Source organism: Campylobacter sputorum (assembly GCF_002220775.1).
Classification (GTDB): Bacteria; Campylobacterota; Campylobacteria; order Campylobacterales; family Campylobacteraceae; genus Campylobacter_F; species Campylobacter_F bovis.
In genome coordinates, this window is record NZ_CP019685.1 from 601702 (window position 1) to 616281 (window position 14580).

A 14580-nucleotide genomic window follows, 5' to 3' on the forward strand; every position below is an offset into this window, starting at 1 on the left:
TGTTGGAAAATGATAATAACTCGATTATTTATATTGTCATATTTTCTATAATTATATTCTTATTTGTCATTGCCGTTATTTATATAACATTTTTTGATAACGATAATGACAAAAATAGCATTAAAAAAGATGAATATTATGTATTAGACAAAGTTCTTAAAAATAAAAAAGATAAAACTATAGATATAGACGATATGATAACAGTTGTATCAAAAGATAATTTAAGAAAAAATGATCTTTTTTTAGCTTTGCAATACTATATAAATAATTTTGAAATACCAAAAGAAGATGAACTAGAACTAAATAAATATATGCTTTTTGTTTTTTTAGTATCTAGTCATAGAAGTGCCGATGCAAAACTTATAGCTTATATGAGCATTACTTTAAGGAAATTGTATCCACATCACTCTGCTAGAATAGAGATAGAAGAACAAAAAGGTATAGAATATCGCAAGAAAAGATATAATTTGGGAAATTTATAATATAAATAATAAAAATATTAGTCCTACTACTATTCTATATATCCCAAAAGGTATATAGTCAAATTTACTTACAAATTTTAGAAATATTTTTATCGCAAATAATGCTACTATAAAGGCTACAATTCCACCTAATAAAAATATAAAAATATTATCCATATTTTCAATAAATATAGCTCTGTTTTTATAAGAATCATAAAATGTAGCTGCAAACATTGTTGGTATTGCTAGTAAAAAACTAAAAGTTGCGGCTGTTTTTCTATCAAGTCCTGCTAAAAGTCCAGTTATGATTGTCGCGCCGCTTCTTGATGTGCCTGGCACCATAGCAAGGCATTGTGATAAGCCTATTAAAAAAGATTGTTTATAGCTGACATCCTCTAATGTTATTGTAGTTATTTTTATTTTTTCTTTTTTGTTAAAAATTTCAACTATTATAAAAATAATACCCCAAAATATAAGCATATAAGCTACTATATCTGGAGAAAAAAGCTCTTTTATGTATTTATGAAGTAAAAAACCTATCGCACCGGTTGGAATAAAACCTATGGCTAATTTTATCCATATATTTATATCCTGTTTTAATTTACTAAAATATATAAAAACTACTGCCAAAATAGAACCAAGTTGTATTGAAACTTCAAAGCATGTTAAGGTTGGAGTTTGTTGTAAATTTAAAAGCTTTGAGGCTAATATCAAATGTCCTGTTGAGCTAACTGGTAAAAATTCAGTTAAACCTTCAACTATGCCAAGTATTATTGTGCTTATTATGTCCATTGATATATTTTCTTTCTTAAATTTGTTATATTTTCTTTTATTGAGTTTGGTTTATAAATAGCCTCTATCATTGCTATCATATCAGGCTTTTTAGTTGCAACATCTGCTATATTGCCTTGGTTTATGCCGCCTATTATACAAATTGGTAGTGATATTTTTTCTTTTGCTTGAGAGATTATTTCTATGCCGCTAAGCAAGGCATTTGGTTTAGTCGCGCTTTTAAAAGCAGCGCCAAATGCAACATAACTAGCACCGATATTTTGAGAATTGATGGCTAAATTTATATCATTATAGCAACTTACTCCGATTATAAACTCACTCCCTAAAAACTCTTTTGTGTTTTTTAACATGGCGTCATTTTTTCCTATATGAACGCCATGAGCTTTTAATTTTTTGGCTAAATTTACATTATCATTTATGATAAGCTTTGCATTAAAATCTTCGCAAAGCGATATGAGATTTTTGATGATTTCTTCATTTTGTATACTTTTTTTACTCCTATATTGTATAAATTTTATACCATTTTGTAAAATTTCTAAAACTTGATCTTCTATAGTCTCATCTGGAGTTAAGATATCATCCGTTATTGCATAAATCTCAGACACTTCAGGTTCTTTTAATACAAAAATACTTAAATTTATTTTAATTCATATTGTTTAAGAAGTTTTTCATATGTTCCATCTTGTTTCATTTTATCAACTTCTTTGTTTATTTTTTTGATTAATTCTGTGCGCTTGTTTTTATCAAATGCTATAGAAAAACCCTCACTACCATCTGGTTCTTTTAAAAATTCAGTCAAATCATCATTTTTATTTAAATATCCATAGCCTATAGAACTATCAACAAGAACTGCGTCTACTTTGTTATTTTTAAGTGCCATTATTGAGTTAAAAATATCTTTTGTCGGAACTACTTTAGAACCTTTGATTTCTCTAGCTGCCATTTCTTGAACTGTGCCAAGTTGAACTCCTATTTTTTTACCTATTAAATCATCTTTTGAATTTATTTCAGCATTAGATGATTTTTTTATAAATAAATTCTCTGTTGTGTAGTAAGGATCTGTAAAATCTACAGCTTTAATTCTTTGAGGAGTTGCACTCATCGCAGCAGCTATTGCATCTATTTTACCGCTTTTTAAAGCTGGTATCAAAGCATCAAAGCCCATATTTACAATCTCATATTTAAAGCCAATTCTTTTGCTTAGTTCATCGATTAAATCCATATCAAAACCAGTTATTTTTGAATTTTGATCAATGTATTCAAAAGGAGGATATGTGGCATTAGTTCCAACTTTTAAAATATCATTAGCATTGATACATGTAGCTAAAAACAAACTAGCTAGTAAGCATTTAAACAACTTTTTCATTTTTCATCCTTTATTAATGGTTTAAAATTTTATTTAAAAATTCTTGTAATCTTTCATTTTGTGGATTTTCAAAAACATTTTTAGGAGTGTCATCAACTGCTATAATTCCACCTTCCATAAAAAATATCCTATTTGCAACATTTCTAGCAAAACCCATTTCGTGGGTTACAACTAGCATTGTTAATCCTTCTTTTGCAACTTCTTGCATTATATGTAAAACTTCACCTATCATTTCAGGATCAAGTGCTGAAGTTGGTTCATCAAATAAAATAACATCAGGATTCATTGCCAAACTTCTTGCTATTGCAATTCTTTGTTTTTGTCCGCCACTTAATTTATGTGGAAATTCATCTTTTTTGTCTTCAAGACCAACTTTTCTTAATAGTTCTATTGCTTTACTTTGTGCTTCTTCTTTACTATAAATTCCTGCTTTTATAGGAGCTAGAGTTAAATTTGATAAAACGCTTTTATTTGCAAAAAGGTTAAAGTGTTGAAAAACCATACTAACTTTTTGTCTTATTTTGTTTATATTTGTACTTTTTAATGTTATATCTTGATTTTTAATAAATATATGTCCACTATCTGGCTCTTCAAGCTTGTTTATACATCTTAAAAATGTACTTTTTCCACCACCGCTTGGACCTATTATAGCTACAACTTCGCCTTTTTTTATATTTGTGGATATATTGTTTAAAACCGATAAATTTCCATATTTTTTACAAAGATTTTCTATTTTAATCATTCTTATTTAACCTTGTTTCTAGCATTTTTGCTAAAAAAGAGAATATCTTAACGCTTATATAGTAAATCACCGCAGCAAAAAGTATTGGTTTTGCTGTAAAAAGTGTAGCTTGCAAGCTTTGTGCATTCATAGTTAAATCAAAAATTCCTATCATTCCAACAACAGAAGTTTCTTTAAAAAGTGATATAAATTCATTTGCTAGTGCTGGAAGTATATTTTTTATAGCTTGTGGAAAGATAATCTCTTTCATAGAAGTTTTATAGTCTAGTCCCATAGCTCTTGCAGCTTCCATCTGTCCGTTATCAACGCTGTTTATACCAGATCTTACTATTTCGGCAACATAAGCTGAGCTATTTAATCCAAGAGCTATAATGGCTGCATATATATTGTTGCTCCAAGCGGCAAATACAACAAAGCTAAAGACCATAAGCTGTATTAAAACAGGCGTTCCTCTTATTATATCTATATATTCATCTATAATAAAACTTAGTATTTTTATATTTATAAATTTTAAAAAAGCTAAAATAAAACCTAAAACTATACCTATAGTAATTCCGCCAATTGTAAGTATGAGCGTTGTATTGTAACTCTCTAAATAGCTTAATGCTTGGTCGCTACTAATTTCATCTGGATATGTAAAGTATACGCCTAGTGTAGCTATAAGTATAAAAACAATAAATTTTAAAATCTTTTCATTCAATTATTTATGCCTTTTTGCAATAGAGAATATAAACCAAAAGATTACAATAAATTTAATATTATTTTGCTTAATTTATCTTGTTTTCAAGTAAATAGTAAATTTTATCATAAAGAAAAATTTAACTTTTATTTTGCTAGTATAAATATAGCTGTCAAAAATTAAATACAAAAAGGAGAAATATGGATGATTTTTATATATATTTAGCTATTGTTATTTACTTAGGTATTCTTATTTATATAGGAAAAAGAAATTACAATAAAGACGCGGGGGTTGACGAATTTATCTTAGATAATCGTGGATTGGGACCTGTTTTAACAGCTCTTTCAGCCGGAGCTTCTGATATGAGTGGATGGATGATATTAGGTCTTCCTGGGGTTTTATATGCAACTGGACTTTGTAATGTGTGGATAGCTATAGGATTAAGCGTTGGAGCATGGGCGAATTATAAAATTTTAGCAAAAAGACTTAGAGTATATACTGAGGTTGCTGGAGATAGCTCTACTATACCTGATTTTTTCGAAAATAGATTTAGAGATAACACAAAAACAATAAGATTTATATCTGGAATTATAATCTTGGTATTTTACACTCTTTATGTTAGTAGTGGGATTATAGCCGGGGGAAAAACATTTGAAAGTTTTTTTGGTATCAATTTTGCTTTTGGAGCTATATTTACACTTTTTGTTGTTGTAGTTTATACATTTTTTGGCGGATTTAAGGCTGTTTGTGAGACAGATGCTTTTCAAGGAGTTCTTATGTTTGCTATACTTGTTTTAATACCAAGTGTTGCTTATTTTAACATAAATATACCAGATGGTAGTTCATTTGTAGGAGAGATTAAAAAATATAGTTCAGACATGGGTTTAAACCATTTAAATATATTTGAGGGACAGAGTTTTTTAGGTATCATTGGTCTTCTTGCTTGGGGACTTGGATATTTTGGGCAGCCTCATATAATAGTGCGTTTTATGGCAATAAGAAGCATAGATGAACTTACAAAAGCAAGATTTGTAGGAATTTCTTGGATGGTAATAGGTTTGATTGGAGCTATTGCTAGTGGGCTTATAGGCTTTGTATATTTTAGTTCAAATGGTGTTATTTTGCAAGATTCAGAGACTGTATTTTTACAGTTAGGTTCTACTCTTTTTCATCCATTTATAGTTGGTGTTATTATTTCAGCTGTTCTTGCTGCAGTTATGAGCACTATTTCTAGTCAGCTTTTAGTTTGTTCTAGTTCTGCTACGCAAGATTTTTTGTTTCAATTTTATAAAAAAGATTTAAGCGACAAAGCTAAAACTTTTATAAGCCGACTAGCTGTTGTTTTTATAGGTGTTGTTGCTACATTTATAGCATTTATGCTTGATGATACTGTGTTAAAAGTTGTTGGATATGCGTGGGCTGGTTTTGGTGCTAGTTTTGGACCAGCGCTCCTTTTTTCTCTATATTCTAGTAAAACTACTACAATTTCTGCATTAAGTGGTATGATAGTTGGCGGAGCTACTGTAATTTTATGGATAGCTTTTGGATTTAGTCAATATATATATGAGCTGTTTCCTGGTTTTATATGTTCGATTTTGGCTATAATTATTGTTAATTATTTTAATTCTATGCATGATAAAGAAACAAAAAAGGCAGAAAAAATACTTAATGAATTTGATGAATTTAAAGAGCAAATTTAATGAAAAATTTAATTAAGTAAAATTATGTTAGAATTTAGTTTAATTTTAATTTATAGAAGGTAGAAATGCACGGTTATAAAATTTTTTCTGGCAATGCGAATTTAGAGTTTTCTAAAAAGATTTCAAAATACCTTTCTTTGCCTTTGAGTGAAGCTAATATAAAAAAATTTAGTGATGGCGAGATAAGTGTACAAGTTGGTGAAAGTGTAAGGGGTAAAGATGTGTTTGTTATACAGCCAACTTGTAGTCCTGTAAATGTGAATTTAATGGAACTTTTAGTTTTAACAGATGCACTAAGAAGAAGTAGTGCAAATTCTATAACTGCTATTGTGCCTTATTTTGGCTATGCGAGGCAAGATAGAAAAGCAGCTCCTAGAGTGCCAATTACAGCAAAACTTGTTGCAAATATGATGCAAGCAGCCGGCATAAGTAGAGTTGTAACTATGGATTTGCACGCTGGACAAATTCAAGGTTTTTTTGATATACCAGTTGATAACTTATATGGTTCTATTTTGTTTACAGAATATGTTAAAAATAAACATTTTAAAAATCCAATAGTAGCAAGTCCTGATATAGGCGGTGTTGCAAGAGCAAGAGCACTAGCAAAAAACTTAAATTTAGATATAGTTATAGTTGATAAGCGTCGCGAAAAAGCAAATGAAAGTGAAGTTATGAATATAATAGGGGATGTAAATGGTAAAGATGTCATTTTAGTTGATGATATGATAGATACTGCTGGAACTATAGTAAAAGCTGCATCTGCCCTTAAAGCTCGTGGTGCAACTAGCGTAATGGCTTTTTGTACACATGCTGTTCTTAGCGGGCCTGCTTATGAGAGATTAGAAAAAGGTGAACTTGATGAACTTGTTATAACAGATACAATACCTTTAAAACAAGATTGTGATAAGATAAAAGTTCTTTCGGCTGCACCGCTTTTTGCTGAAGTTATAAGAAGAGTTTATAATAACGAAAGTGTCAATAGCTTGTTTTTATAATAAATTTAGAGTTTGCAAGAGATTGCAAACTCTTTTATATTAGTATAGTCCAAATTTTCCATCTTTTCTTTTATACATTACTCTTAATTTTGCGTCCATATCATTGAATACAAAGAACTGATCTGTGCTATTTTTTAGTTTTTCTAAAGCCTCTTCTATCTCTAATGGTTTGTATAATTCAAGATCCATTGGAACTATTTCATCTGTATCTTCTATCTTTTCTTCACTTGCTTGCGTTATACTTGCTTTTTGGTCATCTTTGTTTTTGTGAGTTGTCATTTTGTCATGTTCTCTTCTTAAAACTTTTGATGCTCTTTCGCTTGCAAGATCAATGGCTGCGTATAAATCTTTATCTTTTTGAGATATAACGATAGTATCTTTCCTTGCTAAATTTATGGCAAAATCTACATTAAACCCTTTTTTGTTTTTCTTTTCATCTGCGGAAATCACACATCTTATTGAGATAATATCAAGATTATATTTTTCTAAAGACTCAAATGCATTTTCTATATAGTCTTTTATGGGTTTTGTAAGTTCAAACTGTCTTCCTACTATGCTTATATTCATAGTTATACTCCTTTAAATTTGATATATTTGATTATATCATAAATTTGACAAAAATTATGGAGTATTTCTGTTAATTGGCTCTAGTTTGATACCTGTATCTGTAAAATTTAGTGGCTGAGTAATCCTTCTGTGAAATCTTATTGGTTCACTTGTTATATTTTCTGTAGTTTCTACTATAACATCAATGATAGCAACTTGGTATTTGCTTATTAAATTATTATTATAAAATATATTTATATCTCCATTGTATGCTATTTCGCATTCTTTTGGAAGTTTATTTCCTATATATCTTATACTTACATTTATATTATATTGCGGTTGTTTGTCATCTGGATATTTTGAGGTTATTGTATTTATGCAATTTTGATTAAAATCATGAGCTTGTAATGCCAAGACAGTATGTTCTGCGGCACTTATGGCTAAAAGTTCAGCTTCTTCTCTTAGGTAAATATCTGAGCTATTTTTTACGCTACTTGTTGCTATGGATAAACTAAGTATTCCTATAGTTGCTATTAATACAACAAAAATTACAGCTGTAATAAGTGCAAAACCTTTTTTCATTAATAAACCGCCTTTGTTTTACAAACTGCAAAGTCTATCTCATCTGTATCAAGAGTTCTCATACATAATTTCATAACTATAACTCCACTTTGTGTTTGTGTAAATCTAAATAGACTAACATCTTGTGCTAATAAAGCTTTTTTTCCATTTGTATAATTTTGACCTTCCCAAGGCTGATAACCATAGTAAAGATATAAATCAAAAATATTTTCATCATAATTTTCTCTTGATTGTTTATCTTTTTCTTTTTTGTAAATTCCATCCTTTTTCTTGTTTTCTGGAACTACTGCATAAGCTGTATTTAAAAGATAGTATATATCGCTTACTTCTTGCATGTTACCTGGAATTTTTATAGTGATATTGTTATCATTTTTTATCTCTCCTGAGGCTATTTTATTATGAGAATTATTTATATATCCAAAATCTTTTTTGATATCAGATTTTTGATTTATTATAAAAAATATACCAAATTTATCAGAATACACATTTTTTAAAGTATTTTTAAAAGTTTCATCAAATTTAGAACCAGGAGATGTGAAAGTTGTCTCATTTGTAGAAGTTGGTTTGGTGAAATTTAAATCAGCAATGCCACTCCAGCCAACTTTATTGTCTTTTTGATCTGTTAAAATTTGCGTTTCGTATGATTTACTTATCCACTCTAGTGCGTATTTTTTATCATCTTCTGGTCTATCATCTTTTATAGATAGTATTATATCTGTAAATTTGTCATTATTTGAGTCAACAAGTCTTGCTATTTCAGATCCTTTTAGTCTATGGCTTAGTCTTTTTGAGATTTGCTCTAAAGATATATCTGTTTTATACTCAAGCTCATTTATAGAGCGAGTGTGTATATAGTTTTTATATACATTTGCTAGTAAATCTGAGCTAATTAAAGCTAAAATCGCCATTATAACTATTACAAATATAACTTCTACTAAAGTAAATGCTTTTTTCATATGTTAATTTATCTCTCTTGTTATGATATGAGATGGTGCGACATTTGAACTATAAGCTCTTAGGATTATCTTCTTATTATCATCTGTGCATTTATCTGTTTTTTCATTTTCTATGAAACAAGTGTGAAGTTCTATCATTTTTATATTTGTGGTATTTGTAGTATTTTGATTAGATGTAAAGTTAAATTTAATATCTGTGCCATCTATATAACTACCAGTTTGTAATTTATCATCTATATAGCTAACATTAAATTTAGTTTTTATAGGAACTATCATATCTCTAATGCCTCTTTTGTTGGTTGGACTTTCTATATTTAAATTTGTTGTGTATTCATGAAGATGATTTAAGCCATCTAAGTCATTATTTTTTAATGGCTTACTTGCTTGTTTGTTTATGTAAACATTAGTCGGGAAATTTTGTCTAGTTTTGTTATTTTCGTAATCTTGCGTAGAATTACCATTTTCTTCTATAGCATTTTTTAAACCATCTGTTTGGCTATTTGTTAATGTAACTCTGGGAAATACATCTGTTTCGTCCATTGAGTTGCTATCCCATGGCATAGAAAACATTAAATGCATTTGCATTTTAGATGAAAGTATGGCTTCTTGTTTTAATGCATGTAAATTTGAAATGGTGCTTTGAGAGATTATAGTTGGAATAGCAACCATACTTAATCCCATTATAACTACAGCCAAAACAACTTCTATTATAGAAAAAGCTCTTTTCATTACCAAAATATCCTATTTGAGTTTTTATTTAAATTTTTATCAAACTTATTGTCTTTATCTGTTCCTAAGACTTTACCGACATTATTTTTACTTTCATCGCTTTCAGCAGAACCAACAGAACCATCTCCAAACCATAAGTTTTCATTGTCTTTTATAAACTCAACACCGAATGTGTTTTGATATTTAAGATATGTTGGTGTTATAAATGTTATTGTATCACTATCTACATTTTTATCATCTGGAGCCTTAATATTTATATTTTGTGCGTATTTATCTAACGAGCTTGTAGTTGTTGTGCTGCCTTCTTTTGAGGTAAAATTATAAATATCACCAGTTGTTGTTACGGTTGGTGTATAATCAGGCGTTTTATACCAATGTGGTATTAGCACCATGTTATTATGGCTTGTATTTATATCAAATATATCACAATTTTTAGTGCAATATGCTGTATAATCTATGATGTGTTTTATACCGTCTCGTGACCCTTTTGCATCTTTTGCATAAGCACTTCCATAGTAAAACAATGCACTCTCATTATCGTCGTGGTCATAATAATGAATATTAATTTTTGTAGGGATATTAAAAGGATCTTCTACATTTTTATCTTTAATTTCTAATCTATTTTCATCAGATACAAGCCAAAGTGAATTTGGTATAAAATCTCTTATAAAAATTTTTGTAGGATTCATAGGGGTTTCGTTTCTTTCTATGTTAAATCCTATCATAACTGAAGTTGCTCCAGTTCTTTTAAGAGGTTGTTTTTTGTAATCTTTGTCTATAAATTCAATGTTATCATTAAAGAAATTTTTACTTATTTGTACTAAAGTGCTTTTATCATCAAATTTATCATTGGTTTTGTCTGCAAAAGTGAAAGAATCCCACTCTTCTACATCGCCTCTTTTTACTTTTTTTGTTTTATATGAATTTCTATCGGTATTAAAATTTTCCTTTTCATCTCTATTTATATCTGTATCAGTTGTATATGGCGAGATGATTTTTATGAAACATTGTTCTGTTTCGTTTGTGTCTTTACAAAAATTTTGTGAGCTTTTTTGATTATAAAAGCCAGCCACATTAAAAGAAATTTTATCAGTATCTAGGGAATTTTGTTTATCTAAAGATATACTTTCTTTTTTTAGTATATCTTTTATATCTTCGGATAGTAAATTTTCTTCTTTATATTTAATGTATTTTCTAAATTCATCTTTTTGATTTATATTTTTTTCTAAATGAGCATTTTCTTTGTAATTATCAGAAGTTGTGTTAAATGCTGTTATGGCATTTTTCATTAGAGATGTTTCTTTTGAAGAAAGTGTTTTTACATCATTATTTTGGATATTTTCTTTATATTTAAAGTTTCTATCCCCAATATAGCTTAAATTTAAAATTATATCTTTTGCATAGCAACTATTTGTAAAATTAGGATAAGAATTTCCGTTTTCATCAGATGCTGCTATGATTAGCTGAAGTTTTGCACTCATTTGATTTTCTATATCTAATTTATTTTTATCATTATTATATGTTTTATTTACATCTTGCATTAAGTCATTATAGTATGTAAAACCACCTTTTAATGGCTCTTTGTTTATATTGCTTTGATTTAAAATTCTAGTTACATATATATCAAAATTGTTTGGAATAAATTCAATGTATTTTGGATTTAATGCTTGTATGCTACAATCTACAAGCTCATCTGCAAATTCATTATTTATCACAAAATCTTTAGATGCATCTTGACTATCTATGTCTGGTCTGCATTGATAACCATAATTTTTTAAGTTTTGAGACAAGGCTATTTTTTCTTCAGCGGTTAATTTGTTTTTATTGTTATTGTAAATATCTATGAAATTTATGGCTGTCCAGTATGGATCTTTGAATAAATTTTCAAATTTCATAACATTGTCATATTTAAGGTATAAATCTTTACTATCATTTATCAATATCCCATTTATTTTTAAATTTTCTTTTACACTGTCTGTTTGATTTTGATATTTTATTTGACTATCTCTAAAAGTTATTCTTAGAATATCGGGATTAATAGTGCTATTTTTTCCTAAAGATAAATTTTCATCATTTTCGCAATTCATATAGTTGTTTGTTATAGCCCTTAAAAGTGTGAAGTTATAAACTGGATCTGTTTTTTGTGTGGCTTCTATGAGATTATAATAGTTTGTATTTTTCGAATTTGCTAATGTGTATGTATATTTGTAGTCTTTCTTATTTGATATATTTAAAACCATAGGTGTGGCATTTACTTTATAAATACTGCTGGAATTTAGTATAGTTGTACTATCTAATATGCTTATATTTGCATCGTTTATAAAAAATTTAATAGGCATATTTATTTTATTATTGTCATCTGTTTTTATTAGTTCTTTCGTGTAGTCTTTCTTTGGTTTTATTTCTAGTTTTGGTGTTCTTTGTGGAAAATTTGCATAATCTATCTCTTCAAAAGTCATATAAAATCCAGCCGGTTTTATGGCAAATGGATTGTTTGAGCTTTTTATACCTTTTAAAATATCTTCTGATTTTATAGATAAATCGTAAGCGTTAAAATACATATGACTTGTTATGTTGTTAGATGTAAAATTCTTATGCAAAACAAAGCAAGCTGCAGTAACATCATTTGGATCTGTTGTTAGCTCCAAGTTATCTTTGCCATCAGAATATACTAATTCTTCTTTTTCAACATTATTTATTGGAAAGTTTCCTGTTGTAAGATTTTGCTCATTAGAATATAGATTATTTAAATCATCTTCGTTAAATTTATTGTCTAGTTTATATTTAAGAAGTTCTTTATCATCTATTTTGCTGTAAGTTACATATACATTTTGTGGTTGAGTAGATGGATATGCATTTCCTTCTTCTACTTTTGCGCCTATTACGCAGTATTCATATCCAATTTTATTACTATTTTTTTCATAAGGTTGAAGTGGTGCACCACCTGCTATTTTTGTTCTAAGGGGGCTATTATAAAGCCAGTTAAAGTCGTATTTTGCCTTATTTGCTTTGTGGGCTTGGGCAAATTGTCTTTCTACAACTTTTAGCGTATATGTCTCTTGCTTTGAGAAGGAGCAATCGGTTGATTTTATGCTTACATTTGCAATTTGATGAACATTTGAGTATCCAGTTCTTTTTGTTGAAGCCGCAAAAGCTACTTTAAATTTTCCAGATTTTGGAAAATAAGATGTTATATCTTGTTTATCTATAATTATTTTATCATCTCTGCTTACACTTATAAGTGTATTTCCTGTGGTAGAATCAAGTGTTATTTTAAATCTACCAGCATGATAATCATCTGTTTTTGGATTACCATCTCCTAATTTATCTGTTTGCTTACTAATTATAAATGGTGCATTTTTATCTACAGATCCTCTTATAGTTATAGAATTTGAAAGATTATTTTGACCGCCATTTAGACCATTAGCATTTTGTGCGAAATCTTGTGCTTGATGTATGCCTATTGCTAGTAAGCCATTTGTAAATTTTGTGTTTTTAGATAAATAACCTAGACCTGGCAGAATATCTATAGAATCAGCCTCAGCTAGTCTTGGTTCATCTATACTAGCATCATATAAAACAACAGCCATTCCCAAACCACCATCCTTTTTTGTTTCTGTATTAATGCTAACCTTGTTTCGTATTATCTCTCCTATATAAGGACTATAAGGTTCTTTTTCTCCGCCCCAAGCATAATAGTCAAATTCTATAACAGTTTTATTTTTTGAAATATTTATACCCTTACCATCTTCTCCTAAATTTATATTTGCTATTCCCCCAATCTTGCTTGGTGCACCGTGATGTATAGTAAGTCTTTTTGTGCCGTTGTTTCTTGCTTCTGTATTCCAATCAATTTTTATATTCCTATAATCCGCTTCTGCGTCGTAATCATTGTAACCAGAATACTTTCCAGATGATGTATAAGCACTTATTCTTTTCCATCCAAATCCTGCTGGAGACTTATCTTGCGGATTTTCTTGTAGACACTCTCCTGTCATAATTTTGCTGATTATTTCTATTTTTGTTGAATCATATGGTTGTTTTAAAATTTCTCCTATTTCTTCGCCCGTTATGCTTTCTGTAGATTTTGATGGCGTGATTTGAGAAATTTGGACATTAAATGTTTTTCTAGTATTAGTATTTTTGTAATTTTTCAAAATTTCTACTTTTAATATCGCTTTTGTTTCGTTTGTTGGTATGGTAATGGTATCGTTTAAAATTTTATAGTCTATGTTGTTTGTTGCTGTTTCATCTTGAGTATTAAATTTAATTGTTATATCATCTTTTAGTTGTGTGCTTAAATTTATAGGGATTTCTATAATTTTGTTACCTGTATTTGGTTCATTTAATGAGTAAAAATTTTTTTCAAATGATACTTCTGCCATTTTATATGGAAATAAATTTTCAGTTGGGACAGGTTCAATAGGAACATTTGGATCTATATCTTTAAACATTAAACTAAAATATCTTTTGTTGCAATCAGGTACTCCTACATATGTATAAATTTTAATTTTATGTAATCCTGGAATTAGTTTATCTAATTTAACTCCGTTTTTAGTATTCGGATCCCATGCGCTATTATAAGACCAAGTTTTTGAATTGTCTAAAGGATGACCACAACCATTAGAATTTGTATCAAATTTTGTATTTTCATCTACTGCCACTCTTGTGGTTACAGTTCCTCGATTAATTATTAATTGTTTGTTTTTTGGTATATTAATATATCCGCTCCACACAATACCCCAACTGTCATTTCTCTTTGCAGCATTTGTTGAGCCAATACTATCAAAAGGAGCACATGCTGGTTTGATGTTCCAAAAAAAATCTATAGTCGGATCTATTCTTCTTGTAAATTCTTTTCTATCTGCACAATATGGATCATTTGTATAATAAATTCCTTTTAATCCTATTGCAAAGCTATTTATTGATGTTAAAAAAAGCATAAGAAAAAATATAATTTTATGCATTTTTATCCTTTTATTTAGTCTTATAATTACTAGCTAAGTATATCATAACTTTACATAATATATAA

Annotated in this window: 13 protein-coding genes; 3 read left to right on the plus strand and 10 right to left on the minus strand. The window is 28.7% G+C overall.

Going from position 1 to position 14580, the window contains the following annotated elements:
* Positions 1-2 precede the first annotated feature (2 nt).
* On the plus strand, positions 3-482 hold the full coding sequence (locus tag CSPB_RS03075) for a hypothetical protein (protein ID WP_089193100.1): 480 nt from the start codon (positions 3-5) through the stop codon (positions 480-482).
* Here the strand turns inward: CSPB_RS03075 and CSPB_RS03080 are convergent.
* Genes CSPB_RS03080 through CSPB_RS03100 form a run of 5 tightly spaced genes read right to left on the minus strand, consistent with a single transcriptional unit; the run spans position 477 to position 4061 of the window.
* A complete protein-coding gene (locus CSPB_RS03080; RefSeq protein ID WP_033915591.1) occupies positions 477-1253 on the minus strand; it encodes an undecaprenyl-diphosphate phosphatase in 777 nt (258 codons plus the stop codon). The genes CSPB_RS03075 and CSPB_RS03080 overlap by 6 nt on opposite strands.
* On the minus strand, positions 1244-1858 hold the full coding sequence (gene thiE / locus CSPB_RS03085) for a thiamine phosphate synthase (RefSeq protein ID WP_033915590.1): 615 nt from the start codon (positions 1856-1858) through the stop codon (positions 1244-1246). Before thiE ends, CSPB_RS03080 begins: the two co-directional genes overlap by 10 nt.
* Positions 1859-1890: 32 nt before the next feature.
* Complete coding sequence (locus CSPB_RS03090; RefSeq protein WP_089193101.1) at positions 1891-2619, minus strand: basic amino acid ABC transporter substrate-binding protein; 729 nt, start codon at positions 2617-2619, stop codon at positions 1891-1893.
* A 13-nt stretch (positions 2620-2632) separates the two neighbouring features.
* Positions 2633-3361: an amino acid ABC transporter ATP-binding protein gene (locus tag CSPB_RS03095; protein WP_033915588.1), complete on the minus strand. Its 729-nt coding sequence runs from the start codon at positions 3359-3361 to the stop codon at positions 2633-2635.
* Positions 3354-4061, minus strand: coding sequence for an amino acid ABC transporter permease (locus CSPB_RS03100; RefSeq protein ID WP_089193102.1), 708 nt, complete (start codon positions 4059-4061; stop codon positions 3354-3356). The genes CSPB_RS03095 and CSPB_RS03100 overlap by 8 nt, the downstream gene beginning before the upstream one ends.
* A 179-nt stretch (positions 4062-4240) precedes the next feature.
* Here CSPB_RS03100 and putP point away from each other — a divergent pair, with 179 nt between their 5' ends.
* Together putP and CSPB_RS03110 are read left to right on the plus strand one after the other, a co-directional pair.
* Positions 4241-5740 (plus strand): sodium/proline symporter PutP, encoded by a 1500-nt coding sequence (gene putP, locus CSPB_RS03105; RefSeq protein ID WP_089193103.1) that lies wholly within the window; start codon positions 4241-4243, stop codon positions 5738-5740.
* Between the two features lie 65 nt (positions 5741-5805).
* Positions 5806-6735, plus strand: a complete 930-nt coding sequence (locus CSPB_RS03110; protein WP_033915585.1) for a ribose-phosphate pyrophosphokinase — start codon at positions 5806-5808, stop codon at positions 6733-6735.
* Positions 6736-6774: 39 nt separating this feature from the next.
* Here CSPB_RS03110 and hpf read toward each other — a convergent pair whose 3' ends face one another.
* Genes hpf through CSPB_RS03135 form a run of 5 tightly spaced genes read right to left on the minus strand, consistent with a single transcriptional unit; the run spans position 6775 to position 14515 of the window.
* Positions 6775-7302: a ribosome hibernation-promoting factor, HPF/YfiA family gene (hpf, locus tag CSPB_RS03115; RefSeq protein ID WP_033915584.1), complete on the minus strand. Its 528-nt coding sequence runs from the start codon at positions 7300-7302 to the stop codon at positions 6775-6777.
* A gap of 54 nt (positions 7303-7356) precedes the next feature.
* Positions 7357-7863: a hypothetical protein gene (locus tag CSPB_RS03120; protein ID WP_089193104.1), complete on the minus strand. Its 507-nt coding sequence runs from the start codon at positions 7861-7863 to the stop codon at positions 7357-7359.
* Entirely contained in the window at positions 7863-8819 is a 957-nt protein-coding gene (locus tag CSPB_RS03125; RefSeq protein ID WP_089193105.1) for a prepilin-type N-terminal cleavage/methylation domain-containing protein, read from the minus strand. The genes CSPB_RS03120 and CSPB_RS03125 overlap by 1 nt, the downstream gene beginning before the upstream one ends.
* 3 nt (positions 8820-8822) lie before the next feature.
* Positions 8823-9548, minus strand: a complete 726-nt coding sequence (locus CSPB_RS03130) for a type II secretion system protein (RefSeq protein WP_089193106.1) — start codon at positions 9546-9548, stop codon at positions 8823-8825.
* On the minus strand, positions 9548-14515 hold the full coding sequence (locus CSPB_RS03135) for a Calx-beta domain-containing protein (protein ID WP_089193107.1): 4968 nt from the start codon (positions 14513-14515) through the stop codon (positions 9548-9550). The genes CSPB_RS03130 and CSPB_RS03135 overlap by 1 nt, the downstream gene beginning before the upstream one ends.
* Between the last annotated feature and the right edge of the window lie 65 nt (positions 14516-14580).